Genomic DNA, 24,524 nt, shown 5'->3' on the forward strand with positions numbered 1-24,524 from the left:
TCTTAGAACTTCAGACGCCGGGCGCGCTTGACCATCGGGATCTCGTGGATCTTGTCGAGGAGCTCGTCGGAGATCGCTTCGTCCACCGCGACATAGCAGATCGCGTCGCCGCCCGGCTTGTCGCGGCCGAGCGAGAAGGTCGCGACATTGACGCCGGCGGCGCCCAAAATCGAGCCGAACTGGCCGATGAAGCCCGCCTGGTCGGCGTTGCGGACATAGAGCATGTGCGGCGCGAATTCAGCATCGACCTGGATGTCGCGGATCTCGACGATGCGCGGCTTGCCGTCCTGGAAGACCGTGCCGGCGGCGTGGCGCGGCATGTCCTCGGCCTCGACCACGATCTTGATGCGGCTTTCGAGATTGCCGGCGATCTCGCGGGTCAGCTCCTCGACGACGATGCCCTTCTCCTTGGCCACCATGGCGGAGTTGACCATGTTGATCTCGGGCAGGAAGGGCCGGAGCACGCCGGTGATGGCGGCGGCGGAGATCGCCTTCAGGTTCAGGCTGGCGACCGCGCCCTCGTACTCGATGCGGATGCCCTTGACCGGAGCCTCGGTGAGCTGGCCGAGGAAGGAGCCGAGCTTCTCGGCGAGATCGACGAAGGGCTTCACCCGCGGCGCCTCCTCGGCGGTGATCGAGGGGAAGTTCACCGCGTTGGTGATGGCGCCCTTGAGCAGGTAGTCGCTCATCTGCTCGGCGACCTGGAGCGCGACATTCTCCTGCGCCTCATTGGTGGCGGCGCCGAGATGGGGGGTGCAGACGACGTTGTCGAGGCCGAAGAGCGGGTTCGATTCCGCCGGCTCGACCGAGAACACGTCGAAAGCCGCGCCCGCGACATGGCCGGACTTCAGGAGTTCGGCGAGCGCCGCCTCGTCGACCAGCCCGCCGCGGGCGCAGTTGATGATGCGCACGCCCTTCTTGGTCTTCGCCAGCGCCTCGGCCGAGAGGATGTTCTTGGTCATCGCCGTCATCGGCACATGCAGCGTGATGAAATCGGCGCGCTTGAGCAGGTCCTCGAGCTCGACCTTCTCGACGCCGAGCGCGACCGCGCGCTCAGGTGAGAGATAGGGGTCATAGGCGATGACGCGCATCTTCAGGCCGACCGCGCGGTCGGCGACGATGGAGCCGATATTGCCGGCGCCGATCAGCCCGAGCGTCTTGCCGGTGATCTCGACGCCCATGAAGCGGTTCTTCTCCCACTTGCCGGCTTGCGTCGAGGCATCCGCCGCCGGGATCTGGCGGGCGAGCGCGAACATCATCGCAATCGCATGCTCGGCGGTGGTGATCGAATTGCCGAAGGGCGTGTTCATCACGATCACGCCGCGCGCCGTGGCGGCGGGGATCTCGACATTGTCGACGCCGATGCCGGCGCGACCGATCACCTTCAGCCTGGTCGCGGCCTCCAGCAGCTTGGCGGTGGCCTTGGTCGCGGAGCGGATGGCGAGGCCGTCATAGTCGCCGATCATCGCGGCGAGCTTGTCCTTGTCCTTCCCGAGATTGGGATCGAACGTCACGTCGATGCCGCGATCCTTGAAGATCTGCACGGCGGCGGGAGAGAGGGCGTCGGAGATCAGGACTTTTGGCGCTGTCATGAGAATGGCTTTCGGCTGGCGCGGCGCGTCGGCGCTCTGCGCGGGACAGGGGTCAGCACGTCATGGCCGGGCTTGACCCGGCCATCTCGGGACGCGGAGGCGCAGGAGCGCGCCTCTTCTTGGAGGAGATGGTCGGGTCAAGCCCGACCATGACGCTGGGTGTCAGGCCGCCTTCTTGCCCAACCCGGCCTTCGCCTCGGCGAAGGCGTAGGTGATCCACGGCAGCAGCGCCTTCAGGTCGCGCGACTGGACGGTTGCGCCGCACCAGATGCGCAGGCCCGGAGGGGCGTCGCGGTAGTGGCCGAGATCGTAGCCGGCGCCGGCCTTCTCGATGATCGAGACGACCTGCTTGGCAAACGCGGCTTGAGCGTCCGGAGCCAGCGCGGTGACGGCCGGGTCGGTGAAGGTCAGGCACACGCTCGTGTTCGAGCGCGTCTTCGGCTTCACGGCGAGGAAGTCGATCCAGTCGTTCTCTTTCACGAATTTCGCGATGACGCGCAGGTTGCCGTCGGCGCGCTTCACCAGCCCGTCGAGCCCGCCGACCTTCTTGGCCCAGTGCAGCGCATCGAGATAATCCTCGACCGCGAGCATGGAAGGCGTGTTGATCGTCTCGCCCGAGAAGATGCCCTCGATCAGCTTGCCGCCTGAGGTCATGCGGAAGATCTTCGGCAGCGGCCATGCCGGCTTGTAGGTCACCAGCCGCTCGACCGCGCGCGGCGACAGGATGATCATGCCATGGGCCGCCTCGCCGCCCAGCACCTTCTGCCAGGAGAAGGTGGTGACATCGAGCTTGGGCCAGTCGAGCTTCTGGGCGAAGGCGGCCGAGGTCGCGTCGCAGATCGTCAGACCCTCGCGGTCCTCCGCGATCCAGCTCGCATCGGGCACGCGCACGCCGGAGGTCGTGCCGTTCCAGGTGAAGACGACGTCGCGGTTCCTGGTGTCGACCTTCTTCAGGTTCGGCAGCTCGCCATAACCGGCCTCGAAGGTGCGGACGTCGGCCAGCTTGAGCTGCTTGACGACATCGGTGACCCAGCCGGCGCCAAAACTCTCCCAGGAGACCATGTCGACGCCGCGCGCCCCGAGCAGCGACCACATCGCCATCTCGACGGCGCCGGTGTCGGACGCGGGCACGATGCCGATGCGGTAATCGGCCGGCACCTGCAGCACCTCGCGCGTCAGATCGATCGCGAGCTTGAGCTTGTCCTTGCCGATCTTGGCGCGGTGCGAGCGGCCGAGCGCGGCGTCACCGAGTGCCTTGAGGTTCCAGCCTGGGCGCTTGGCGCAGGGGCCGGACGAGAAATGCGGCACGCGCGGAAGCGCGGCCGGAACGGTATTCGCCATCGATGTCTCCATCCTTACAGATGGGCGCGCCGCGTTGGGGCGGCGTGTCCCGTCGATGGGGGTAGAGCGCGGGGGCGGGGGGAGTCAAGCGGGGGGATGGAGGACGCTGCGTTGCCCTTTGATTCTTAAGACATGATGCGAAACCAAGACCTAACCGCTAAGTTTAACCGATCTTGCTCTAATTCGTCAGTGGGGTTGCAATGCGCAATCGGCCCTCTAAGAATATTCAGTTGATTAGATGCGTTGCTAACCGCGGTCTTTGAGCTAAAAATTGTTTCGAATAAATCCCAATTATCTGTTATGATTTGTGATAATTCGCCAAATGTTGTGTAGTCAATCAAGTTCTCGGATCTGGGGGTTATTCCAGAATCTACTTCTTTTTTCTGTCTCAGCGCGGCCTGTTCCTTTATGCGTTTCTCATCGATCCTGGCGCTCTCCCACCAATCAGGCCCTTCCGCTTCCAAAAGAATATCCGCAACTAGGCGTCGTATTGAATTTTCCAAACAATAGAATATCTCATAAAATTCCGACATTCTCAGCGACTCAGCCCTGAGAGATGCTTCGAATTGCTCATATTCCGATGTCTTCCGGCTCCTTTCCTTGCGAGGTAGGTGTCCAAGATCGATGCCGAACTGCCGTTCAATACGCGACATGCCCGATGCGATCTGCAATCCGGACATGCCAAAGGCTCGGATTAGTCCATCAGGCCGCTTAGGCATCATCGCTACTCAATAGGTGTGCCTTCAAACTTTTAAATATAGCATCAAAGACTTCTGGGTCCGAAGTCGCGGGCAAATTCAAATTTATCGTATATCCAAGATTGAGCCCGATTGCGCCTTGTTGTCTCGGAGCGGGAGCGGTTGCTGAATCAGCCAGCTGCGAGCGCGCCTCTCTATGCGGCGCCTCTAGGACAATATCTTTCTGCTTAAAATCGGCAAATAGCTTCAAATGCTTAATGCATGCAAAAGTTAATTTTACAGTATTAGAATCATGTGGCTGTCCTGTTTATTCCGTTATCAATCCGATCAACGATTGATCGTTGAGTTCATGGACATATTAATTTCGGATATACAAAGGACCATACCCAATTTTATGATGGAAGCAACTGCCTCGCCAGATAATGCCGGGTTGCGGAATTTCTTGTATAGATCACTTGGGGTTCCGTCGAGGTTCGCGAACCCGACTTTTTTTGAGATAGCTTGTCATTTGATCCCCGGACCCTCCGGGGATCTTCAGTATTGTTTTGACAAAATCTTGACTTAAACGGTCTGGAATTGCCGCGGATTTGATCCCATTCAAAGCTTTGTCGATATTCCCGGGGGAAGTCACATAAGGAAGCTGTGCCATTTCAATCCCGGTGTAGGTGCAGAGACGAAATCGAGGCTACACAAGGCGCACGATTCTGCAAGTTGAGCGCTTAGCTGCAATTTCTCGCAACCGGAGCGTTTTACCGTCCGCGCAGCGATATGCCTCCTACAGCTATGGGTCGCGACAACTCCGGGTTGCGTTTCGGAAAGGCGCGGGGAACCCCTCTCCTGTAAGGAGAGGGGCTGGGGAGAGGTGTCGGCCCCTGGACCAGCGGGGCGCAGACCTCACCGCCGCCGAGGCATAAGGCGCCGGCTCCTTCCCCGTCATGGTCGCCCTTGTGGCGACCATCCACGTCTTGCGACGCCAATGGCGGGCGAGCCGCTCTTTGGAAGGGCATCGCCGATCGTTCCTGCGTAAAGACGTGGATGGTCGGGACAAGCCCGACCGTGACGGTGAGGCGCGGGGAACCCCTCTCCCGGATGGGAGAGGGGCAGGGGTGAGGGACCGCCCTCGCCGCTTGAGGCTCACGCTAGCCGCTGGCCGCCTTGCGGATCGCAGCCAAAACGGCATCCCGGTCATCGATGATCTCGGCATTCCGAAACCTGATCACGGTGAAGCCAAAGCGCTCGATCTCGGACGTCCGCTCGGCGTCATAGCCCGCTTCCCAGCCATGCTGGCGTCCATCTACCTCGACGATCAGCCTGCGGTCGATGCAGACGAAATCGAGGGTGTAGCCCAGAAGCGGAACCTGCCGGCGGAACTTGAGCCCATCGAGACGGCGGTTGCGCAGCAGCGACCACAGGATGTCCTCGGGCTCGGTGGATTGCCGTCGGAGCCGTCTCGCGAATCGGCGCTGTTCGGACGTCATGCGCCGTGATGCTGACGCTGATCGCATCGACGATCAATGGCGGTCCCTCACCCCTGCCCCTCTCCCATCCGGGAGAGGGGTTCCCCGCGCGTCCCGCGAAAAACTAATCCCCGCCGCTTCTTTCTGACCCTATCCTGCCACCACCTCATCCCCGAGGGGCAGCCATCCGGAAGGCAAGCCGTTGGTGGGGGTGGGCGCGGCGCCTGCGGCTGGCTTTGCACCCCGGTCCCGGGAGGCTTCGGGGCACCGCCCTGGGGGTACTACGGCCCCTGTGCGAGGAGCTCGCTGGAACGGTCGCTGGCATCACGTCTTCGTCCCATGCCTGACGGCGCGACAACCCGATGAGGGGAACTGGCGTCTAGGGCTCGCGGCGGAGGCTGGCTTTCGACCCGATAAGCGCGGCCCGGAGTGCGAAATCGCCGACAAGCGGAGCGCCACGGGGCGTGCGGATGGTGGCTCAACCCATCCGCGCCGCATCCTGGCTCAACGGATGCGGATCTGAGACCCACGCGCCTCGCGGCGCTCCGCTGCCCCTCGTCATCAACCGACCCCGGAAGGCGGGCGGGGATTTGTTGTGCCCGTCATTCTCGGGCGAAGCGAAGCGCAGACCCGGGAATCTCGGGCCGGAAGAGGCAGGGGAGCCTCTCTCGTCCCGAGATGCTCGGGTCGAGCCCGAGCATGACGCGCGGGGCGCGGGAACCCCTCAATCCCCGGTCATCGTCATCTCGGCGTCGATTGCCTTCATGGTCGGGTTGGCGGCGCAGAAGGCGCGGATCTTGGCGGCAACAGGGGCGGGGTGCTCGCTCTTGCGGTGGGCGGCGGATTTCAGCCAGTCGGCGCAGCTGAGCGCGCGGTCGGTGATCGCGGCCCTGGCCGGGTCGGGCAGGAGCAGGAGGCCGGCGAGGGCCGCCGGGAGGATGAGCGGGAGGCGGGGCATGGAAGGGGTGTCCTGAAGGGGCGCCCGCCTTGCGGGCTCGCATGGGCGCCGCTCCTGCCCCGCGTCGCCACCGCATGCAAATGCGATTGTCGCGGCCCCGATGCGCAGGCAGGGCAGGGGAGGACGGGACGCCGATCGCGAGAAGGGGAAGGCTTACCTCGAGTTTCGTGATAGGCAGCGGCGAAATCCCGCAACAGGTTCCAGGTCCATGGCCCAGAAGACGCCCGAACAGCTCGCCCGTGAATTCGAGGGGCGCAAGGCCAAGGGGCTGGCCAAGGGCGCCGCCGCCTTCTGGCCCAACATCCTGTCCAATGCGGTGCTGAAGCTGACCGCGGCGAAGGAAGAGATCACGGTCGCCGCGCTGACCGAGTTGCTGACGAAGGACGCCGAGTCCAAGGACACGACGCTCGCCGCCGGCGCCAAGGAGGCGCTGGCGCGGCTGCGCCAGGCGGTGGCGAAGGGGGAGGATTGAGGGTTCTGCGGGTTCGCGACTGAACCTCTCCGTCATTCCGGAGCTCCGCTGCGCTCCGTCCGGAATGACGCCGGAGGTTGCGGAGGCTCACCCCGGCTGGCCAGCGATGACGCCCTTGCGCAGCAGGAAGCAGCCATAGGGGCGGGGGTCGCCGACCTGGACGACGGCAAAGGCGCGCCGCGCCGCCTCGTAGAAGGCGAAGCGCTCGATGCCGGCGAGTGGCGTGGGCGCCCCGAGCGCCGCATCGATCTCGCTTTGCACCGCCGCCTGCACGGCGGGAATCGCGGCGGCATCGCCGACGACCTCCATGCGCCGTAGCGGTTCGGGCTCGAAATCGTCGATCGGCAGCACGGAGAGGATGGCCCGGGCCGCCCGCTCCATGCTCAGCCCCGGCAGGCGAACGAGCCGGCCGCTGGTGGTGGCAGCCGCGATGGTTTCCGCCGGGTGGTTGGCATCGACCAGCGCGAGATCGTCGCCATGGCCCATCGCGGCGAGGATCCAGAGCAGATCGGCGGAGAGGACGGGGTCGAGGGTCTTCAGCATGGCGGGGGCGTCCTCTCAGGCAAAAGGCGGGTCACAGCCGCCCGCGCCGGGCGCAATAGACGCGTTGCGCTGTGCCGCCGAAGATCGCGGCGCGCTCGTCCTCGCTGCAGCCGTCGAGCAGGGTCTGCGCGGCGTCGAACCAGCGCTCGTAAGGCGCGCGCAGCGTCACCACCGGCCAGTCGCTGCCGAAGATCAGGCGGTCCGGGCCGAAAGTCGCCAGCAGATGCGCGACGACCGGGCGCAGCGTCTCGAGGCTCCAGTCCGGCCCCGCTTCGGTGACGAGGCCGGAGAGCTTGCAGAATGTGCCGGGATGGGCGGCAAGCGCTTTGATGCCCTCGCGCCAGGCGCCGAGATCGCCCGCGACGAGATCGGGCTTGGCGCCGTGGTCGATGACGACGGTGAGCCGCGGCTCGCGGGCGAGCATGGCGAGCGTGGCGGGGATATGCGGCGTCTTGATCAGGGCGTCAAAAACGAGGCCGTGGGCGACCATCGCGGCCAAGGCCGGGGCGAGTGCGGGCCGCGCGAGAAAGGCGAGGTCGGGGATGTCCTGCGCCATCGGGCGCAGGCCGACCAGCAGCGGATCGGCGGCCAGCGCGGCGATGCGGGCGGGCGCGTCGGGGGCTTCGAAATCCGCCCAGCCGACGACGCCGGCGATGAAGGGCGTGCGCTGCGCGATGGCGAGGAGATAGCGCGTCTCGGCTTCGGTCGGCGCGGCCTGGACGAGGATCGTCCGGTCGATGTCGTGGCGGGCGAGCAGGGGGGCGAGGTCGTCGGGCGTGAAGTCGCGATGGATCGGGCCCAGCGCGGGCGTCAGCCAGCCATAGTCGCCGCGCGCGATCTGCCAGAGATGCTGGTGGGCGTCGATGCGAAGCGCGGTCATTGGGGCACCGGGACATCGGCGGCGAGCAGGCCTTCCGCCTTAAGGTCTGCCCAGAGCGCGGCCGGGACGGGCTGCGACAGCTCGGCGATCTGGTCGGCGACCTCGGCGGGCGAGACCGCGCCCATGACGAGGCTCGCCACCGCGGCGTGGCCGAGCGGGAACTGCAGCGCGGCGCGGCGCAAGGGCACGCCATGGCGGGTGCAGACGGCCTCGATCGCGGCGACGCGGGCGAGGATCTCGGGCGGGGCGGGATTGTAGTTGTAGCGCGCGCCGGGGACCGGGCCGGTGGCGAGGATGCCGGAGTTGAAGACGCCGCCGAGCATCAGGCCGATGCCCTTTTCAAGCGCCAGCGGCATGAAGGAAGCCAGCGCCGGCTGTTCCAGCAGGGAGTAGCGCCCCGCCAGCAGCATGGTGTCGAAGTCGCCCGCGCGGGCGAAGCGCTCGCACATATCGGCCTCGTTGACGCCGACGCCGATCGCCTTGACGGCGCCGCTGGCGCGCAGGGTTTCGAGCGCGCGATAGGCGCCGTTCATGGCCTCGCCGAAGCGCTGCTCGATCATTGCCGCGCCATGCGTCCAGACATCGACATCGTGGATCAGGACGATGTCGATGTGGTCGACGCCCAGCCGCAGCGCCGACTGCTCGAGTGATCGCATTGCGCCGTCATAGGAGTAATCGAAGCGCATTCCGTGCGGCAGGCCGCCACGATAACCCGAGCCGTCGCCGCGCCCCGCAAAAGGCTCCGCGACGCGACCGACCTTGGTCGAGAGCATGAGCCCGTCGCGCGGCACCCGCCGCAGCGCCGCGCCGATGCGATGCTCGGAGAGGCCGTGGCCATAGAGCGGGGAGGTGTCGAACAGGGTGACGCCGCCCGTGATCGCGGCCTCGACGGTGGCAACCGCCTGCGCCTCGTCGAGATGGGCATAGAGATCACCCAGCGGCGCCCCGCCGAAACCGAGCGTCGAGACGGGCAGGCGGCTGCGGCCGAGCAGGCGCGGCGCGAGGGCAGAGGCGGGCGGCATCGGGCGTTTCCGTTATCGTTGGTAGGAGTATGTGCACACCGACATGTTAGCTTGCAACCGCCTTCGAACGGGATTAGCGTCCGGCCCAAGATGGCAGCCGGCCACCCGAGAAATCCGGGCAGGACGGCGCCGCAGAACAGCCCGAAACGGGCGATGCGCGAGAAGTCCAGGGAGGACGAGAGATGAGCGATCTGTTTCTGAAGCCGAGCCGTCGCGCGCTGATGCGCGGCACCGCTGCCTTCGCCGCTGCGGGCGCGATCGGCTCTCCGCTGGTGCTGCGCGAGGCGCGGGCCCAGGCGGCTTTCAACTGGAAGCGCTTCTCGGGCACGACGATCGACGTGCTCCTGGTGAAGAACCCGCGCTCGGATCTGATGCAGGCCGCCGAGAAGGAGTTCACCGAGCTCACCGGCATCAAGGTCTCGGCTGAGCAGGTGCCCGAGCAGCAGCAGCGGCAGAAGGCGGTGATCGAGTTCGCCTCGGGCAAGCCGAGCTTCGACGTGTCGGGTATCTCGCTGCATGTGCAGAAGCGTATGGCCGCCAAGGGCAAGTGGTTCGAGGATCTGACGCCCTATATCAAGGACGCCTCGCTGACCTCGCCCGATTTCAATTTCGAGGATTTCGGCGCCGGCCCCGTCGCCTATGCGCGGCAGGCCGACGGCTCGCTCGATACCATCCCGTTCTTCGTCGATTACTGGATGGTCTACTACAACAAGGAGCTCTTCGCCGCGAAGGGCGTCGAATACCCCAAGACCATGGACGAGATGGCGACGGTCGCGGCCAAGCTGCACGACCCCGCCAAGGGCATCGCCGGCTTCGTCTCGCGGGGCCTCAAGAACGCCAACGTGCCGGTCTGGGCGAGCCTGCTGCTCGGGCAGGGCATCGAGACGACCTCGCCCGAGGGCAAGCTGCTGACGGACACGCCCGAGGCGGCCTGGGCCGGCGAGCTCTACAAGAAGCTCAACAAGGACTCAGGTCCCGTCGGCCAGGTCGGCTTCAACTGGAACGAGTGCCAGACCACCTTCATGCAGGGCCGGGCCGCGATGTGGCTCGACGGCATCGGCTTCGCCACACCGCTCGAGGATCCCTCGAAGTCGCGCATCGTCGGCAAGGTCGGCTACGGCATCACGCCGCCGGGGCCGAAGGCGCATCACGCCGGCATGTTCGCCGACGGCATGGGCATCTCGCGCGGCTCGCAGAAGAAGCAGGCGGCCTGGCTCTATCTCCAGTTCATGACCAGCAAGGCGCAGCAGGTCGCGATGCTGAAGGCCGGCGCCGGCGCGCCCGGCCGTGCCTCGGCCTATCTCGATACGGACACCATCGCCCAGTCGAAATTCGGCAAGCAATATTTCGACTGCCTGCTCGGTTCGGCCAAGGTCGCGCGCGCGGCGCTGCCGCAGATCGTGCCGGTGACGGAGTTCCGCGACGTCTTCGGCGTGGCGCTGACCAATGCGCTCGGCGGTGCCGACGTGGCGGCCGAGCTGAAGAAGGCGACCGAGACCTTCGCGCCCGTGCTCGCCAAGAGCGAGCAGGGCTGAGTTTGCAGCGTCATGGCCGGGCTTGACCCGGCCATCTCGTGACGCGTGTGCGGTTTCATGGAGATGCCCGGGTCAGGCCCGGGCATGACGGCCCTGGCATGACCACGACGACCCTCTCCGCAGAACGGACCGAGACGGCGCAGCCCGCGCCCTTCGTCCACTCGGCCGATTTCACGCCGCGCTACTGGCTGTTCGCGGCGCCCGGCCGTGCTCGTCGTCGGCACGGTGATCGTCTTCCCCTGGCTGTTCACGCTCTACATGTCCGGCCATGACTGGAAGATCGGCGGCGGGCCGGAATTCGTCGGACTGCAGAACTTCGCCGAGCTGTTCCGCGACACGCGTTTCATCGAGTCGATGGGGCACACTCTCTATTTCACGGTGCTGGCCGTGGTGCTGCCGATCGTCTTCGGCACGGCGGCGGCGCTGGTGTTCCACCGCGAATTTCCGTTCCGGGGCCTGCTGCGCACGGTCTTCGTGATGCCGATGATGGCGACGCCGGTCGCCGTCGCGCTGGTCTGGACGATGATGTTCCACCCGCAGCTCGGCGTGCTGAACTACCTGCTCTCGCTCGTCGGCATCGGGCCGCAGGCCTGGGTCTATTCGCCCGATACGGTGATCCCGACGCTGATCCTCGTAGAGGTCTGGCACTGGACGCCGCTGGTCATGCTGATCGTGCTCGGCGGGCTGGCCGGCCTGCCGCGCGAGCCCTACGAATCCGCGCTGATCGACGGCGCCAATGACTGGCACATGTTCCGCCACATCACGCTGCCGCTGGTCTGGCCCTTCATCATGGTGGCGATCGTGATCCGCACGATCGACGCGCTGAAGGCCTTCGACACGATCTTCGTGATCACCCAGGGCGGGCCGGGCACGGCGTCGGAGACGCTCAACATCTTCCTCTATCTGCAGGCGTTCCAGTTCTACAAGATCGGCTACGCCTCGGCCGTGGTGGTGATCTTCTTCGTCATCGTCATCATGCTCTCGCTGCTGCTGCTCTATGCGCGGCAGAAGTCGAAGTGGAACGCGTGATGGCAGCCATCCCATCCACAGCCCTCATCCTGAGGAGCGCTCCGCAGGAGCGCGTCTCGAAGGATGCTCCAGCGTTCTCCGGAGACATCTGGAGCATCCTTCGAGACGCCGCTGCGCGGCTCCTCAGGATGAGGGCTGAGGGGCAAGGGCAGGTGCGCTCATGACCCGCCTCGCCAAAAAACTCGGCTTCTACGCCTCCGTCTTCGTGCTGGTCTCGCCGGCGGTGCTGGTGTTTCTCTGGATGATCTCGCTGTCGTTCAAGAACGAGCTCGACAACACCGCCTTCCCGCCGGTCTTCATCCCCGATCCGCCGACGCTGAAGAACTATGTCGACGTCTTCGCGCAGAACAATTTCGCGCTCTACCTCTGGAATTCGATCCTGGTCACGGGCGGGGCGGTGCTGATCGGGCTCGCGGTCGGCGTGCCCGCCGGCTACGGCATCGCGCGCGGCAAGGCGACGAAGTTCGCGATCCTGATCCTGGTCGCGCGGATGACGCCGGCGCTGTCCTACCTGATCCCGCTGTTCCTGCTGTTCCAGATGACCGGGCTGGTGGGGACGATCACGGCGCTCGTCATCACCCATCTGGTCATCACCATCCCGATCATCGTCTGGATCATGATCGGGTATTTCGAGAACATCCCGATGGAGCTGGAAGATGCGGCGCGCATCGACGGCGCCTCGAGCTGGCAGGCCTTCCGGCATGTCGCGCTGCCGCTAGCGATGCCGGGCGTCACGGTCGGCGGCATCCTCGCCTTCATCTTCTCCTGGAACAACTTCATCTTCTCAGTCGTGCTCGGCGGCAAGAACAGCCGCACGCTGCCCTCGGCGGTCTACAACTCGCTGACCTTCGAGCAGATCTCCTGGGGCCCGCTGGCGGCGGCCGCGCTGCTGGTAACGCTGCCGGTGCTGCTGGTGACGGTGCTGGCCCAGCGCCAGATCGTCGCCGGGCTCTCGGCCGGAGGGCTCAAGGATGGCTGACGCGCGCAATCCCCATGATGGCGGAGCGCATGGCCCGCCCCGACGTCCCGCCCAACACACCCATTGATCTCTCGCTCTGAAAGACGGTTTTCCATGTCCATCGATCCCAACCGCTTCGGCCTCTCCTGCGCCATCACCACCCCGATGCGGGAGGGCGGCAGCGTCGACCTGCCGCGGCTGGTCAGCCATGCCCGCCATGTCCTCGCGCAGGGCTGCGACAGCGTCACGCTCTACGGGACCACAGGCGAGGGCGCCGCGCTCGGCCTGCCGGAGCGCGCGGCAATGATGGGCGCGCTGATGGGCGCGGGGATTGACCCGGCGAAGCAGGTTTATGCCGGCGTCGCGGCGGCGTCGCTGGAAGAGGCCGTCCAGCAGGGGCGTCTCGCGCTCGATGCCGGCGCCAAGGGGCTGCTGGTCGCGCCGCCCTTCTACTTCAAGGGAGTCAGCGACGAGGGGCTCTATCGCTGGTTCTCGCAGCTCTTCGAAAAGCTCCCCGCGGTCCGCAACGTCATTCTCTACCACATCCCCTCGGTGACGGCGGTGGGCCTGAGCGTCGGGCTGATCGACCGGCTGAAGAAGGCTTTTCCCGGCGTCGTCACCGGCGTGAAGGATTCGTCGGGCGACTACGCCAATACCGAGGCCTATCTCAAGGCGCATGGCGAACTCGCCATCCTCGTCGGCGACGAGCGCCTTCTGGCCAAGGCGGTGCGCAACGGCGCGCAGGGCTCGATCTGCGGCGTCGCCAATCTGGTGCCGCATCTGCTGCGCCCGATCGTCTACGAGGGCAAGGATGACCCGACGGTCAACGCGCTGGTCGACGAGATCTGCTCGCATCCCGTGCTGGCTTCGGTGAAGGCGCTGGTCGGCCATGTGCATGGCGATGCCGGCTATGGCGCAATGCGCGCGCCGCTGGAGCCGCTCGACGCTGCGACGCGGCAGCGGCTGTTCGCAGCCTTCGACAGGATCACACAGGCCAAGGCGGCCTGAAGGAGGGTGTCTTGAACCAGTCCGAGCAGGATCCGCGCGAGGGCGAGCCGCTGAAGCTGAGGGAGCGCGCCTATGCCTCCTTCACGGAGCGGCTGCTGGCACGCGAGATCAAGCCCGGACAGTTCGTGACCCAGCGCGAGCTGGTGGCGCTGACCGGCCTGCCGCTCGGCGCCATCCGCGAGCTGATCCCGCGGCTGGAGGCGGAGGGGCTGATCAAGACCGTGCCGCAGCGCGGCATGCAGGTCGCCCATGTTGATCTCAATCTGATCCGCAACGCCTTCCAGTTCCGCCTTTTCCTCGAAAAGGAGGCGACAGCGCTCTACGCCGCCAACGCCACCGACGAGGAGATCGCGCAGCAGCGCGCCCGGCACGAGGCGATCATCGTCCGGGCCGAGGCCGGCGGCGACCCGCAGCTGATCGAGGATGCGGAGGATGTCGACCGGCTGATGCACGAGGCGATCATCGACCATCTCGACAACGATATCGTCTCCAAGGCCTTCCGCGTCACCTGGCTGAAGATCCGGCTGATCCGGCAATACGAGACGCGCATCCAGAACCACATCCTGGTGCCGGTCATGCGCGACCACCTCAAGATCATCACCGCCATCGAGGCGCGCGACCCGATCCGCGCCGCGGAGGAGATGAGCATCCATATCGGCAACGCCCGTACGCGGGCGATGAGTTACTGAGACCGTCAAGCAGGCGAGCCGGGAGAACCGGCCGTCATTCGGGAGGGACCAGCGTCGACATCCCACAGCCCTCATCCTGAGGAGCCGCGAAGCGGCGTCTCGAAGGATGCTCCAGGAGGCTCCGGAACCATCTGGAGCATCCTTCGAGACGCGCTCTTCGAGCGCTCCTCAGGATGAGGGCTGAGAGTGTCGGCGACGGTCCGCATTGGGAGGAGACCATCATGACCACGTTCACCAAACGCGACTTCCTCGCCGGCTCCGCCGCTCTCGCGGGCGGGGCCATCGCCATGCCGAGCGTCCTGCGCGCGCAGGCGACCGTGCTGCGCTGGGGCGAGATGCTGCCCACGACCCATCCGCAGGTGCAGATGGTCGAGCGGATCGCCAAGCAGGTGAAGGAGAAGAGCTCCGGGCGTATCGACATCCAGGCCTTTCCGGCCGGCCAGCTTGGCTCCGGCAAGGACATGATGGAATCGGTCGCCTCGGGCGCGCTCACCATGACCACGGACGGGGCGGCGGCGCTCGGCTCCTTCCTGCCGCAGCTGTCGGTGGTCGAGGCGCCCTATCTCTGGCGCGACGCCGCCCATATGGCGAAGGTCGCCAAGGCGCCGGTCTTCACCCAGATGAATGCCGAGCTGGAGAAGAAGCGCGGCATGCGCATGGCCGCCGTGACCTATTACGGCAAGCGCCACCTCACCACCGGCTCGAAGGCGGTGAAGAGTGTCGCCGACGTTGCCGGCCTCAAGCTGCGCGTGCCGCCGGTCGACACCTTCCGCGCCATGGTCGAGGCCTGGGGCGCCAAGGCGACGCCGGTGAACTTCAACGAACTCTACCTGGCGCTGAGCCAGGGTGCGGTCGACGGCCAGGAAAACCCGCTGCCGACGATCCACAGCGCCAAGCTGCAGGAGGTGCAGAAGCACCTGATCCTGACCGGCCACATCATCACGCCGCGCCTGGTCATCGTGAACGGCGATTTCTGGAAGGGGCTGAAGGACGCCGACCGCAGCCTGCTCGAGGCAGCCATCGCCGAGGGCGTCGCCTGGCAGGACGCCGAACTTGCCAGCCAGGAGGGCAGCCTTGTGGCGACGCTGAAGGCCGCCGGCATGAGCGTGACCGAGCCGGATCTCGCAAGCTTCTCGAAGCCGGTGCTGGCGACGCTGCCCCAGCAGTTCGAGGGCAAATGGGGCAAGGGCACCTGGGACGCGCTCGCGGCGCTTTGAGCTGAAGCTGTTCCACCACCTCCGGGTCCTCCCGGACAAGCCGCGTAGCGGCGCTGATCCGGGATCCATGCCTGAACCGTTCCGGCATGGATCCCGGGTCTCCGCTTCGCTGCGCCCGGGATGACCCGCGTGTTTTTGACGGTATCGTCAATGAGGCTGATGCTTTGAAATCCCTCCTCCACCTCTCCGACCGCATCGTGCGCATGGCGGCCGTGGCGCTGCTCCTGTCGCTGCTGGTCGCGGTGCTGCTCGGCGTGCTGTCGCGGCAGCTCAATGCGCCGCTGGCCTGGACCGACGAGCTCGCGCAGTACCTGCTGGTCTGGACCGGCTTCGTCGGCTGGATCATCGCGGCGCGGCGGCGCTCGCATATCCGCATCACTGTCTTCGCCGAGAAGCTGCCGGTGGGGGCGGGGCGGGTGCTGGAGATCGTGACGCAGGCCGCGATCATCGTCTTCGCGGCCGTGCTGATCCGCTATTCCTTCGCGCTGATCGAGCGCAACTGGGATGTGGAGTCGATCGCGCTGCCGATCTCGGGGGCGGCGCTCTACATCGTCATGCCGCTGGCGGGGCTCGCGCTGATCCTGCAGGCGCTGGCCGAGATCGCCGATGCACTGGCGGGCCGCCGCTATGTCGCGCCCGAGCCGGGGAGCCAGCCGCTGTGACGATGCTGATGGTCCAGATCCTGCCCGTCTGGTTCGCTGCGCTTTTGATCGGCGTGCCGCTCTTCGTGTCGATGGGGCTGGCGGCGATCGCGTTCGCCTTCCTTGGCGGCTTCCCGCTTGGCATCGTGCCGCAGAAGATCGCGCAATCAGCCAATTCCTTCCCGCTGCTGGCGGCGCCGCTGTTCATCCTGATGGGCAACATCATGAACTCGGCCGGCATCACCGACCGGATCTTCGCCTTCGCCACGGCCTGCGTCGGCTGGCTGCGCGGGGGCCTGTGCCACGCCAACATCCTCGCCAGCGTGATCTTCGCGGGCATGTCGGGCTCGGCGGTGGCGGATGCAGGCGGCGTCGGCACGCTCGAGATCAAGGCGATGAAGGACGAGGGCTACGACGCCGAGACGGCGGCCGCGATCACGGCGGCGTCGGCGACGATCGGCCCGATCATCCCGCCCTCGCTGCCGATGGTGATCTACGGCGTCTCGGCGGATGTCTCGATCGGCGGGCTGTTCCTCGCCGGCGTCATCCCCGGCCTGCTGATGGCCGGCGCGCTGATGGCGATGGTCGTCCATGTCGCGAAGAAGCGGGACCTGCCGCGCCATCCCTTCCCCGGCGTGGCGCAGCTCTGGGTCGCCTATAAGGAGGCGCATTGGGCGCTGATGACGCCGGTGATCCTGTTCGGCGGGATGATGGCCGGCATCTTCACGCCCACCGAGGCGGCCGCAGTCGCCACGGCCTATGCGCTGGTGCTCGGGCTCTTCGTCTATCGCAGCTTCGATCTCGACGATCTGCCGGAGCTCGTCGTGCAGACGGTCGAGACCACCGGCGTCGTGCTGGCGCTGGTGATGACGGCCGCCGCGCTCGGCTGGTGCCTGTCGATCTCGCGCATCCCGCAGGTGGTCGGCCCGATGCTGGTCGATCTCGCCGGCAACCCGCTGATCTTTCTCCTGATCGTCAACCTGCTCCTGCTCTTCGTCGGCTGCTTCATGGAGGCGCTCGCCGCCATGCTGATCCTGATCCCGATCCTGACGCCGGCGGCGGCGCAGTTCGGGATCGACCCGATCCAGTTCGGGCTGATCTTCGTGCTCAACCTGATGATCGGCACGATCACGCCGCCGGTCGGCGTCGTCCTCTTCGTCACGGCGAAGGTCGCCAATATCAGCTTCGAATCGATGTCGCGGGCGATCGTGCCCTGGCTGATGCCGCTGCTGGCGGTGCTGGTCGCGATCACGCTCTGGCCGCCGCTGACGACCTGGCTGCCCAATCTGGTGATGGGGCGCTGAGGTTTTGCTACCCCAGCGCCCGATCCGGGATCAGCTTTTGCGGTGGATCTGGAAGCCGGCGAAGGACTGGCTCACCGGCATGATCTCGAGGCTGTTGATGTTGACATGGGCGGGGAGCGTCGCGACCCAGAACACCGTGTCGGCGATGTCCTGAGGCTGCAGCGGATCGGCGCCGCCATAGAGCGCGTCATAGGCGGCCTTGTCGCCGCCGTTGCGCACGAGCGTGAACTCGCTCTCGCAGAGGCCGGGCTCGATCGAGGTGACGCGCACGCCGGTGCCCTGCAGGTCCGAGCGCAGGCCGAGCGAGAACTGGCGGACGAAGGCCTTGGTGCCGCCATAGACGTTGCCGCCGGCATAGGGCCAGTTCGAGGCCACGGAGGCGATGTTGACGATGGCGCCGCGCCGCTCGATCAGCCCCGGCAACAGATGATGGGTCAGCGTCACCAGCCCGGTGACGTTGGTGCCGATCATCGTCTTCCAGTCGGAAAGCTTCGTCTGCGGCGCGGGCTTGGTCCCGAGCGCGAGGCCGGCATTGTTCAGGAGCACGTCGATCTTGGCGAAGTCGGCCGGCAGGGCTGCGAGCGCCGCCGCCATCGCCGCCTCGTCGGTGATGTCGAAGGTGGCGCCATGGAAGCGCTCGCCGAGCTCGGCCTTCAGGGCGTCGAGCCGGTCGGCCCGGCGCCCGGTGCCGATGACGCGCCAGCCGGCGGCGATGAAGCGGCGCGCGGTTGCGGCGCCGAAGCCGGCGGTGGCGCCGGAGATCAGGATGGTCTTGGTCATGGTCGGGCTTCCGGGTTGGTGGGCGTCGAAAAAGCAGCGCAGGGCCGGGCATTGCCGTGCCGTGGCGGGGCGATGAGGGACCGCGGGATCGAGGAGCGTCGGTGGCGGATCAGATCTCGCCGCCCTTGTGGAGATAGTCCTTCACCTCGAGGACGATCTTGTGGTCGAGCTCGCCGATCGCGGCCTCGTCGCGCCCGTCATAGGGGATCGCGAGCAGGACGTGGCGGATGGCATTGAGGCGGGCACGCAGCTTGTCGTTGCCGCGGATGACATGCCAGGGCGCCCAGTCGGTCGAGCTGCGCCGGAGCATCTCGTCGAAGGCTTCCGAATAGGCGGCGAAGCGCGGGATCGCCTCGAAATCGATCGGCGAGAGCTTCCAGCGCTTGAGCGGGTCGTGCCAGCGCGCATGCAGCCGCAGCATCTGCATCTCCGGCCCGATGGTGATGAACAGCTTGATCAGGCGGATGCCGTCGCGCACCAGCATGCCCTCGAAGGCCGGCGCCTCGTGCAGGAGGGTGTCGGTCTGCTCCGGTGTGCAGAAGCCCATGACGCGCTCGACGCCGGCACGGTTGTACCAGGAGCGGTCGAAGAAGGTGATCTCCCCGGCCGTGGGCATCTGCGCCGCATAGCGCTGGAAATACCATTGCCCCGCTTCGCTGTCGGAGGGCTTGGAGAGCGCGACCACGCGGGCCTGGCGCGGGTTGAGATGCTGGGTGAAGCGGCCGATGGTGCCGCCCTTGCCGGCGCCGTCGCGGCCCTCGAACAGGACGACGACGCGCTCCTTGCGCTCGCGCACCCAGGTCGCGAGCTTCTGCAGTTCGATCTGCAGCGGCTCCAGCTCGCGCTCGTAGCGCTTGCGCTTCATGCGCTTGCCGTAAGGGTAGTCGCCGCTGCGAAAGGCGGCGTCCGTGATGGCGGCCGGCAGCGTCGGCGCCTCGATGTCGAAGCCCTGCGGGCCGAGTGGCTTGCGGGGCATCTTGGCCTTCGGCGTCTTGGTGGTCCCGGCCTTCGGTGTCCCGGCCTTCAGCGTCTTGGCCTTGGGAGGATTGGCCTTCGGCGTCGGAACGTCCGCACCACTGTCGGAGACGAGGCGGATCGCGGTCTTCTGCTTGCGCGCTGACAGGGCCTTGGCCATCGGAGCCTCCTCGGCAATGCCCCAGCCTAGCGGGCCTGCGCGGCGAAGGGAATTGACGGGCGCCGCGCCGGCCCTCAGGAAGGAGCGCCCGCGTGCGCCCCCTTTCCTGCGGCGCTGCCCGTGTCGAGGTTTCCCATGCTCGGTGCCGTCGATCCCCAAGCCGCCACGACGCAGGCGCTCGTCGAAGCGATGGGCTCGGCCGCCGTGCTGCTCGACGCGCAGGGCGTGGCCCAGGCGCTGAGCCCGGCGATGCGCGCGCTGATCCCGGCCCTCGCGACGGGGCAGCTGCTGACGCTGGTGATGCGCGATCCCGATCTGATCGAGGCGATCGACGGCGTCGCGCGCCAGGGCGGCCGGCAGGTGATCGAACTGGTCGAGCGGGTGCCGGTCGAGCGCACCTTCCGCATCCATATCGCGGCGCTGGGGACCGATGTCCGGCGGCCGGTGCTGCTCACCTTCGAGGATCTCAGCGAGCAGCGCGTCACCGAGCGGATGCGCGTCGATTTCGTCGCCAATGCCAGCCATGAGCTGCGCACGCCGCTGGCCTCGCTGCTCGGCTTCGTCGAGACGCTGCAGGGGCCGGCGCGCAACGATGCCGGGGCGCGAGACCGTTTCCTGGCGATCATGCGCGAGCAGGGGCTGCGCATGGCGCGGCTGGTGGACGATCTGCTCTCGCTCTCGCGCATCGAGTTGCGCGCCCATCTGGCGCCCGAGACGCCGGTCGATCTCACCGGCATCTCGCGCGAGATCGTGGATTCGCTGACGCTGATGGCGCGCGAGCGCGAGGTGACGCTGACGCTGCGGGCCCCGGCCGAGCCCGTCAACGTGCCGGGCGATCGCGACGAACTGCTGCGGCTGATGGAGAACCTCGTCGAGAACGCGATCAAATACGGCAAGAGCGGCGGCGAGGTCGTGATCGAGGTCGTCGACGGGCCGCTCGAGGTCAGCGTCGGCGTGCGCGACGATGGGCCGGGAATCGCGCCGGAGCATCTGCCGCGGCTGACCGAGCGCTTCTACCGCGTCGACACCGCCGCGAGCCGCGAGGCCGGCGGCACGGGGCTCGGGCTTGCCATCGTCAAGCACATCGTGCTGCGCCATCGCGGGCGGCTGACGATCGAGAGTGCGCTCGGCCAGGGCGCGACGTTCAGGGCGGTGCTTCCGCGTTTCGGAGCGGCGCCACGCAAGCCGTGACAGCGTTCCTTAACGGTGGATGACGCCTTCATGACAGTCTGCGTGACGAAGTGTCATGAAGCTGTCATGCAGAAGGTGTTCTGAACGGCTCGCTGAACCTGCGACCCAGAGAGGACATCTCATGCGCAAACTTCTCATTCTCGCGGCCGCGACCATCGGTCTGTCGGGCGTGGCCCATTCCGGCGCTGCCCTTGCCGCCGACATCACCGGCGCCGGCGCGACCTTCCCCTTCCCGATCTACTCGAAATGGGCCCGAGGCCTACAAGAAAGAGACCAATATCGGTCTCAACTACCAGTCGATCGGCTCGGGTGGCGGCATCCGCCAGATCAAGGCGAAGACGGTCGCCTTCGGCGCCACCGACGCTCCGCTCAAGGGCGAGGACCTGACCAAGGACGGTCTGATCCAGTTCCCGACCGTGATGGGCGGCGTCGTCCCCGCGATCAACATCGCCGGCATCGACGCCCGCCAGCTCAAGCTGACCGGCCCGATCCTGGCCGAGATCTACATGGGCACCGTCAAGAAGTGGAACGATCCCAAGATCGTCGCGCTCAACAGCGGGCTGAAGCTGCCCGACGCCAACATCAGCCCCGTGTACCGCTCGGACGGTTCGGGCACGACTTTCGTCTTCACCGACTATCTCGCCAAGGTCTCGGCCGAGTGGAAGTCCAAGGTCGGCGCCAACACCTCGGTGCAGTGGGCTGTCGGCATCGGCGGCAAGGGCAATGAGGGCGTCTCGGCTTCGGTCAAGCAGGTCGCCAACTCGATCGGCTATGTCGAATACGCCTACGCCAAGCAGAACAAGCTCAGCTACGCGCTGATCCAGAACGCCGACGGCAACTTCCCGGATCCGGACGACAAGTCCTTCCAGGCCGCCGCCGCCAATGCCGACTGGAACGCGGCTCCCGGCTTCGGCATCTCGCTGAACAACCAGAAGGGCGCCGAGGCCTGGCCGATCACGGCCGCGACCTTCCTGCTCGTCCACGCCAAGCCGGAGAAGCCGGAAGAGGTGCAGGCCGCGCTGAAGTTCGTCGACTGGGCCTTCAAGAACGGCGACAAGCTCGCTCTCGACCTCGAATACGTGCCGCTGCCGGCCACGGTTAAGGACCAGGTCCGCGCCTCCTGGAAGGGCGTCACCGATCCGTCGGGCAAGCCGATCTTCTGATCCCCGATACCGGGCGAGGCGGGACTTGCTCCTGCCTCGCTCTCTCCTTCCGACCCCCATCCCGAGCCGCGGCGGCCTCGACCGCAGCTCCGGATGAGGGCCCGACCGAGACCCTCCTCGCCCTTCGCCTCCTCGTTCCGCTACGACCGGAGTTCCACGGATGACCGCCGTGACCGATACCCTGAACATTCCGGCCGCGCGGCCGCAGCGAAAGACGCCGAAGGGCACCTTCGACATCGTCTTCCGCAATGCCAGCTTCCTCTCGGCGCTGTTTGTGCTGGTGCTGCTGGCCGGCATCATGCTGTCGATGGTCATCGGCGGCTGGCCGGCCTTCAAGACCTTCGGGCTCGGCTTCATCACTGGTTCGCAGTGGGACACGCAGGCCGATGTCTATGGCGCCTGGCCAGCCATCGTCGGCACGCTCTCGACAGCGCTGATCGCGCTGCTGATCGGCGTGCCGCTCTCGCTGGGCATCGCCGTCTACCTGACGCAGCTCGCCCCGCCCTGGTTCAAGCAGCCGGTCTCGACCACGATCGAGCTGCTCGCCGCCGTGCCCTCGATCATCTACGGCATGTGGGGCCTGTTCGTCTTCGTGCCGCTGTTTGCGGCCTATGTGCAGGTGCCGCTCTCCAACATCGTCGAGGGCATGCCGGTCGTCGGCACGATCCTGTATTCGCGCTCGCCCTCGGGGCTGGGTATTCTGACGGCAGGCATCATCCTCGCCTTCATGATCATCCCCTTCATCGCCTCGATCGTGCGCGACATGCTCGACCAGATCCCCTCCGTGCTGCGCGAGAGCGCCTATGGCATCGGGGCGACGACCTGGGAGGTGGTGCGCCATGTGCTGGTGCCGCAGGCCGGCGTCTCGATCATCGGCGCGATCATGCTCGGCCTGGGCCGCGCGCTCGGCGAGACGATGGCGGTGACCTTCGTGGTCGGCAACGCCAACCGCCTCTCGGGCTCGGTGATGGACCCCGGCTCGACGATCGCCTCGCGCATCGCCAACGAGTTCAACGAGGCGCTGGGCCTGCAGCTCAACGCGCTGATCGCGCTGGGCTGCATCCTCTTCTTCGTCACATTCGTCGTCCTGGTCATCGCGCGCATCCTGGTGTCGCGGGTCAAGTCCTTCTGAGCGAGCCCGATCATGAGCCTGACGACCTCCTCCGCCGCTCCCGCCCCGCGCGCCAACTGGGGCCGGGTGCGCCCCTCTCGCCGCACCGCCGACAAGGCGATGCGCGTGATCGCCACCGCCTTCACCTTCCTGGCGATCTTCGTGCTCTTCTGGATCCTCGGCATGCTGATCGTGAAGGGCATCGGCGGGCTTTCCGTCGCGACCTTCACCCAGATCACCCCCGGGCCGGGCTCGGAGGGCGGCGGCCTCGCCAACGCCATCGTCGGCTCGATCGTGCTGACCTTCCTCGGCATCGTCGTGGCGACGCCGATTGGCGTTCTGGCCGGCACCTATCTCGCCGAATACGGCAAGGGCTCGAAGCTCGCCGACCTGATCCGCTTCATCAACGACATCCTGCTCTCGGCGCCGTCGATCCTGATCGGCCTGTTCGTCTACGTCATCATGGTCGAGCCGCTGGGCGGCTATTCCGGCTGGGCCGGCGGCGTCGCGCTCGGCATCATCGCCATCCCCGTGATCGTGCGCACCACCGAGGACATGCTGCGCCTCGTCCCGGGGCCATTGCGCGAGGCCGGCTCGGCGCTCGGCGCGCCGCCCTCCGTGGTCATCACCTCGATCACCTGGAAGGCGGCGAAGTCGGGCATGGTCACCGGCATCCTGCTGGCGCTTGCCCGCATCGCCGGCGAGACGGCGCCGCTGATCTTCACCGCGCTCAACAACAATTTCTGGTTCTCGCCGACGCTCTCGGGCGGCATCTCCAACCTGCCGGTGACGATCTACCAGTTCGCCTCGGCGCCTTACGAGAACTGGCAGCAGCTCGCCTGGGCCGGTTCGCTGATCATCACCATGTCGATCCTGCTGCTCTCGCTCGTCGCCCGCCGCATCGTGCGCGGCGCCAAGTAACGGCCGCGTCTCCAACCCGTCGCGTCAGATCCGAAGGAAACCTTCGATGCTTTCGACCCTCGAACTCAGCCCGCAGACGCTCGATGCCGACGCGCCCGTCCGGATCGCGGTGAAGAACCTCGATTTCTACTACGGCGAGCACAAGGCGCTGAAGAACATCAATCTCGACTTCCGCGACCGGCATGTCACGGCGCTGATCGGCCCCTCGGGCTGCGGCAAGTCCACGCTGCTGCGCATCTTCAACCGGATCTACTCGCTCTATCCCGATCAGAAGGCGACCGGCGAGGTGATGCTGGACGGGCGCAACGTTATCTCCAACGATGTCGACGTGAACGAGTTGCGCTCGCGCATCGGCATGGTCTTTCAGAAGCCGACGCCCTTCCCGATGTCGATCTACGACAACGTCGCCTTCGGCATCCGCCTCTACGAGAAGCCGCCGAAGTCCGAGCTCGACGACCGCGTCGAGGGCGCGCTGCGCCGCGCCGCCCTGTGGGACGAGGTCAAGGACAAGCTCAAGACCTCGGGCATGGGCCTGTCCGGCGGCCAGCAGCAGCGCCTCTGCATCGCGCGCACCATCGCGCAGAAGCCGGAGGTCATCCTGTTCGACGAGCCGACCTCGGCGCTCGACCCGATCTCGACCGGCAAGATCGAGGACCTGCTGGAGCAGCTGAAGGCCGACTTCACCATCGTCATCGTCACCCACAACATGCAGCAGGCGGCGCGCATCTCGCAGTACACCGCCTTCATGTATCTGGGCGAGGTGATCGAGTTCGCCGCGACCAGCACGATCTTCATGAACCCGAGCAAGAAGCAGACGCAGGATTACGTCACCGGCCGCTTCGGCTGATCGTCCGCCGCTTCAGCCCCAGCAATCCGAAG

The 24,524-nt window shown here is 66.4% G+C and carries 24 protein-coding genes and 2 pseudogenes; 14 read left to right on the top strand and 12 right to left on the bottom strand.

The genetic code is table 11. From position 1 onward, the window contains the following. Positions 1–2 precede the first annotated feature (2 nt). From serA to ABIE41_RS08805, 7 genes are all read right to left on the bottom strand, one after another. Positions 3–1,592, bottom strand: a complete 1,590-nt coding sequence (serA, locus tag ABIE41_RS08775; RefSeq protein ID WP_192644006.1) for a phosphoglycerate dehydrogenase — start codon at positions 1,590–1,592, stop codon at positions 3–5. 162 nt (positions 1,593–1,754) lie between these two features. Further along, the gene (locus tag ABIE41_RS08780; protein ID WP_192644005.1) at positions 1,755–2,933 is read right to left on the bottom strand and encodes a phosphoserine transaminase; all 1,179 of its coding nucleotides are present in this window, start codon (positions 2,931–2,933) and stop codon (positions 1,755–1,757) included. 125 nt (positions 2,934–3,058) lie between these two features. Continuing rightward, positions 3,059–3,613: a Swt1 family HEPN domain-containing protein gene (locus tag ABIE41_RS08785; RefSeq protein WP_192644004.1), complete on the bottom strand. Its 555-nt coding sequence runs from the start codon at positions 3,611–3,613 to the stop codon at positions 3,059–3,061. Between the two features lie 345 nt (positions 3,614–3,958). After that, the gene (locus ABIE41_RS08790) at positions 3,959–4,129 is read right to left on the bottom strand and encodes a DUF5343 domain-containing protein (RefSeq protein WP_354193412.1); all 171 of its coding nucleotides are present in this window, start codon (positions 4,127–4,129) and stop codon (positions 3,959–3,961) included. Beyond that, complete coding sequence (locus ABIE41_RS08795; RefSeq protein WP_192644003.1) at positions 4,083–4,280, bottom strand: DUF5343 domain-containing protein; 198 nt, start codon at positions 4,278–4,280, stop codon at positions 4,083–4,085. The genes ABIE41_RS08790 and ABIE41_RS08795 overlap by 47 nt, the downstream gene beginning before the upstream one ends. Positions 4,281–4,770: 490 nt before the next feature. Beyond that, positions 4,771–5,109, bottom strand: coding sequence for an endonuclease domain-containing protein (locus ABIE41_RS08800; RefSeq protein WP_192644002.1), 339 nt, complete (start codon positions 5,107–5,109; stop codon positions 4,771–4,773). A 703-nt stretch (positions 5,110–5,812) separates the two neighbouring features. Next, positions 5,813–6,046: a hypothetical protein gene (locus ABIE41_RS08805; protein WP_192644001.1), complete on the bottom strand. Its 234-nt coding sequence runs from the start codon at positions 6,044–6,046 to the stop codon at positions 5,813–5,815. 208 nt (positions 6,047–6,254) lie between these two features. Between ABIE41_RS08805 and ABIE41_RS08810 the strand changes: the two genes are divergently transcribed. Then, positions 6,255–6,518, top strand: a complete 264-nt coding sequence (locus tag ABIE41_RS08810; protein ID WP_192644000.1) for a hypothetical protein — start codon at positions 6,255–6,257, stop codon at positions 6,516–6,518. Positions 6,519–6,605: 87 nt separating this feature from the next. Here ABIE41_RS08810 and ABIE41_RS08815 read toward each other — a convergent pair whose 3' ends face one another. The 3 genes from ABIE41_RS08815 to ABIE41_RS08825 are packed head-to-tail and all read right to left on the bottom strand — an operon-like array spanning position 6,606 to position 8,963. Further along, positions 6,606–7,061 (bottom strand): RbsD/FucU family protein, encoded by a 456-nt coding sequence (locus tag ABIE41_RS08815; RefSeq protein ID WP_192643999.1) that lies wholly within the window; start codon positions 7,059–7,061, stop codon positions 6,606–6,608. Between the two features lie 31 nt (positions 7,062–7,092). Further along, positions 7,093–7,941, bottom strand: a complete 849-nt coding sequence (locus tag ABIE41_RS08820; RefSeq protein ID WP_192643998.1) for an amidohydrolase family protein — start codon at positions 7,939–7,941, stop codon at positions 7,093–7,095. Continuing rightward, positions 7,938–8,963 (bottom strand): aldo/keto reductase, encoded by a 1,026-nt coding sequence (locus ABIE41_RS08825; protein WP_192643997.1) that lies wholly within the window; start codon positions 8,961–8,963, stop codon positions 7,938–7,940. The genes ABIE41_RS08820 and ABIE41_RS08825 overlap by 4 nt, the downstream gene beginning before the upstream one ends. Before the next feature lie 182 nt (positions 8,964–9,145). On the opposite strand from ABIE41_RS08825, the gene ABIE41_RS08830 reads away from it, so the two are divergent. The 8 genes and pseudogenes from ABIE41_RS08830 (at position 9,146) to ABIE41_RS08865 (ending at position 17,344) form a co-directional block, all read left to right on the top strand. Beyond that, positions 9,146–10,498: an ABC transporter substrate-binding protein gene (locus tag ABIE41_RS08830; RefSeq protein ID WP_192643996.1), complete on the top strand. Its 1,353-nt coding sequence runs from the start codon at positions 9,146–9,148 to the stop codon at positions 10,496–10,498. Positions 10,499–10,596: 98 nt separating this feature from the next. Next, a pseudogene (locus tag ABIE41_RS08835) lies at positions 10,597–11,527 on the top strand (carbohydrate ABC transporter permease). 160 nt (positions 11,528–11,687) lie between these two features. Then, positions 11,688–12,506 carry a carbohydrate ABC transporter permease gene (locus ABIE41_RS08840; protein ID WP_192643994.1) on the top strand — a complete coding sequence of 273 codons (819 nt, stop codon included), beginning with the start codon at positions 11,688–11,690 and terminating at the stop codon, positions 12,504–12,506. Positions 12,507–12,599: 93 nt separating this feature from the next. After that, on the top strand, positions 12,600–13,493 hold the full coding sequence (locus tag ABIE41_RS08845) for a dihydrodipicolinate synthase family protein (protein ID WP_192643993.1): 894 nt from the start codon (positions 12,600–12,602) through the stop codon (positions 13,491–13,493). A gap of 11 nt (positions 13,494–13,504) precedes the next feature. Further along, positions 13,505–14,182 carry a GntR family transcriptional regulator gene (locus ABIE41_RS08850; protein WP_192643992.1) on the top strand — a complete coding sequence of 226 codons (678 nt, stop codon included), beginning with the start codon at positions 13,505–13,507 and terminating at the stop codon, positions 14,180–14,182. A gap of 221 nt (positions 14,183–14,403) precedes the next feature. After that, positions 14,404–15,399: a sialic acid TRAP transporter substrate-binding protein SiaP gene (locus tag ABIE41_RS08855; protein WP_192643991.1), complete on the top strand. Its 996-nt coding sequence runs from the start codon at positions 14,404–14,406 to the stop codon at positions 15,397–15,399. A gap of 164 nt (positions 15,400–15,563) precedes the next feature. Then, entirely contained in the window at positions 15,564–16,061 is a 498-nt protein-coding gene (locus tag ABIE41_RS08860; protein ID WP_354191843.1) for a TRAP transporter small permease, read from the top strand. 2 nt (positions 16,062–16,063) lie between these two features. After that, the gene (locus ABIE41_RS08865; protein WP_210321046.1) at positions 16,064–17,344 is read left to right on the top strand and encodes a TRAP transporter large permease; all 1,281 of its coding nucleotides are present in this window, start codon (positions 16,064–16,066) and stop codon (positions 17,342–17,344) included. 30 nt (positions 17,345–17,374) lie between these two features. Here the strand turns inward: ABIE41_RS08865 and ABIE41_RS08870 are convergent, their stop codons facing one another. Beyond that, the gene (locus tag ABIE41_RS08870) at positions 17,375–18,124 is read right to left on the bottom strand and encodes an SDR family NAD(P)-dependent oxidoreductase (RefSeq protein WP_069056468.1); all 750 of its coding nucleotides are present in this window, start codon (positions 18,122–18,124) and stop codon (positions 17,375–17,377) included. A 109-nt stretch (positions 18,125–18,233) separates the two neighbouring features. Continuing rightward, positions 18,234–19,259, bottom strand: coding sequence for a polyphosphate kinase 2 (gene ppk2 / locus ABIE41_RS08875; RefSeq protein WP_354191844.1), 1,026 nt, complete (start codon positions 19,257–19,259; stop codon positions 18,234–18,236). A gap of 135 nt (positions 19,260–19,394) precedes the next feature. On the opposite strand from ppk2, the gene ABIE41_RS08880 reads away from it, so the two are divergent. The 5 genes and pseudogenes from ABIE41_RS08880 to pstB all read left to right on the top strand — a co-directional run bounded on the left by ABIE41_RS08880 (position 19,395) and on the right by pstB (position 24,492). After that, on the top strand, positions 19,395–20,450 hold the full coding sequence (locus ABIE41_RS08880; RefSeq protein ID WP_192643988.1) for an ATP-binding protein: 1,056 nt from the start codon (positions 19,395–19,397) through the stop codon (positions 20,448–20,450). Between the two features lie 121 nt (positions 20,451–20,571). Further along, a pseudogene (gene pstS, locus ABIE41_RS08885) lies at positions 20,572–21,613 on the top strand (phosphate ABC transporter substrate-binding protein PstS). Between the two features lie 160 nt (positions 21,614–21,773). Further along, a complete protein-coding gene (pstC, locus tag ABIE41_RS08890) occupies positions 21,774–22,745 on the top strand; it encodes a phosphate ABC transporter permease subunit PstC (RefSeq protein ID WP_192643986.1) in 972 nt (323 codons plus the stop codon). 12 nt (positions 22,746–22,757) lie between these two features. Then, the gene (gene pstA / locus ABIE41_RS08895) at positions 22,758–23,645 is read left to right on the top strand and encodes a phosphate ABC transporter permease PstA (protein WP_192643985.1); all 888 of its coding nucleotides are present in this window, start codon (positions 22,758–22,760) and stop codon (positions 23,643–23,645) included. 46 nt (positions 23,646–23,691) lie between these two features. Beyond that, a complete protein-coding gene (gene pstB / locus ABIE41_RS08900; RefSeq protein ID WP_192643984.1) occupies positions 23,692–24,492 on the top strand; it encodes a phosphate ABC transporter ATP-binding protein PstB in 801 nt (266 codons plus the stop codon). The last annotated feature ends 32 nt before the right edge of the window (positions 24,493–24,524 follow it).

The sequence above is a fragment of the Bosea sp. OAE506 genome, from assembly GCF_040546595.1.
In the GTDB taxonomy this organism is placed as follows: domain Bacteria; phylum Pseudomonadota; class Alphaproteobacteria; order Rhizobiales; family Beijerinckiaceae; genus Allobosea.

Coding starts and splice junctions, on each gene's coding strand:
- serA (WP_192644006.1), bottom strand. CDS start 1,592: ATGACAGCGCCAAAAGTCCTGATCTCCGACGCCCTCTCTCCCGCCGCC.
- ABIE41_RS08780 (WP_192644005.1), bottom strand. CDS start 2,933: ATGGCGAATACCGTTCCGGCCGCGCTTCCGCGCGTGCCGCATTTCTCG.
- ABIE41_RS08785 (WP_192644004.1), bottom strand. CDS start 3,613: ATGTCCGGATTGCAGATCGCATCGGGCATGTCGCGTATTGAACGGCAG.
- ABIE41_RS08795 (WP_192644003.1), bottom strand. CDS start 4,280: ATGGCACAGCTTCCTTATGTGACTTCCCCCGGGAATATCGACAAAGCT.
- ABIE41_RS08800 (WP_192644002.1), bottom strand. CDS start 5,109: ATGACGTCCGAACAGCGCCGATTCGCGAGACGGCTCCGACGGCAATCC.
- ABIE41_RS08805 (WP_192644001.1), bottom strand. CDS start 6,046: ATGCCCCGCCTCCCGCTCATCCTCCCGGCGGCCCTCGCCGGCCTCCTG.
- ABIE41_RS08810 (WP_192644000.1), top strand. CDS start 6,255: ATGGCCCAGAAGACGCCCGAACAGCTCGCCCGTGAATTCGAGGGGCGC.
- ABIE41_RS08815 (WP_192643999.1), bottom strand. CDS start 7,061: ATGCTGAAGACCCTCGACCCCGTCCTCTCCGCCGATCTGCTCTGGATC.
- ABIE41_RS08820 (WP_192643998.1), bottom strand. CDS start 7,941: ATGACCGCGCTTCGCATCGACGCCCACCAGCATCTCTGGCAGATCGCG.
- ABIE41_RS08825 (WP_192643997.1), bottom strand. CDS start 8,963: ATGCCGCCCGCCTCTGCCCTCGCGCCGCGCCTGCTCGGCCGCAGCCGC.
- ABIE41_RS08830 (WP_192643996.1), top strand. CDS start 9,146: ATGAGCGATCTGTTTCTGAAGCCGAGCCGTCGCGCGCTGATGCGCGGC.
- ABIE41_RS08840 (WP_192643994.1), top strand. CDS start 11,688: ATGACCCGCCTCGCCAAAAAACTCGGCTTCTACGCCTCCGTCTTCGTG.
- ABIE41_RS08845 (WP_192643993.1), top strand. CDS start 12,600: ATGTCCATCGATCCCAACCGCTTCGGCCTCTCCTGCGCCATCACCACC.
- ABIE41_RS08855 (WP_192643991.1), top strand. CDS start 14,404: ATGACCACGTTCACCAAACGCGACTTCCTCGCCGGCTCCGCCGCTCTC.
- ABIE41_RS08865 (WP_210321046.1), top strand. CDS start 16,064: ATGCTGATGGTCCAGATCCTGCCCGTCTGGTTCGCTGCGCTTTTGATC.
- ABIE41_RS08870 (WP_069056468.1), bottom strand. CDS start 18,124: ATGACCAAGACCATCCTGATCTCCGGCGCCACCGCCGGCTTCGGCGCC.
- ppk2 (WP_354191844.1), bottom strand. CDS start 19,259: ATGGCCAAGGCCCTGTCAGCGCGCAAGCAGAAGACCGCGATCCGCCTC.
- ABIE41_RS08880 (WP_192643988.1), top strand. CDS start 19,395: ATGCTCGGTGCCGTCGATCCCCAAGCCGCCACGACGCAGGCGCTCGTC.
- pstC (WP_192643986.1), top strand. CDS start 21,774: ATGACCGCCGTGACCGATACCCTGAACATTCCGGCCGCGCGGCCGCAG.
- pstA (WP_192643985.1), top strand. CDS start 22,758: ATGAGCCTGACGACCTCCTCCGCCGCTCCCGCCCCGCGCGCCAACTGG.
- pstB (WP_192643984.1), top strand. CDS start 23,692: ATGCTTTCGACCCTCGAACTCAGCCCGCAGACGCTCGATGCCGACGCG.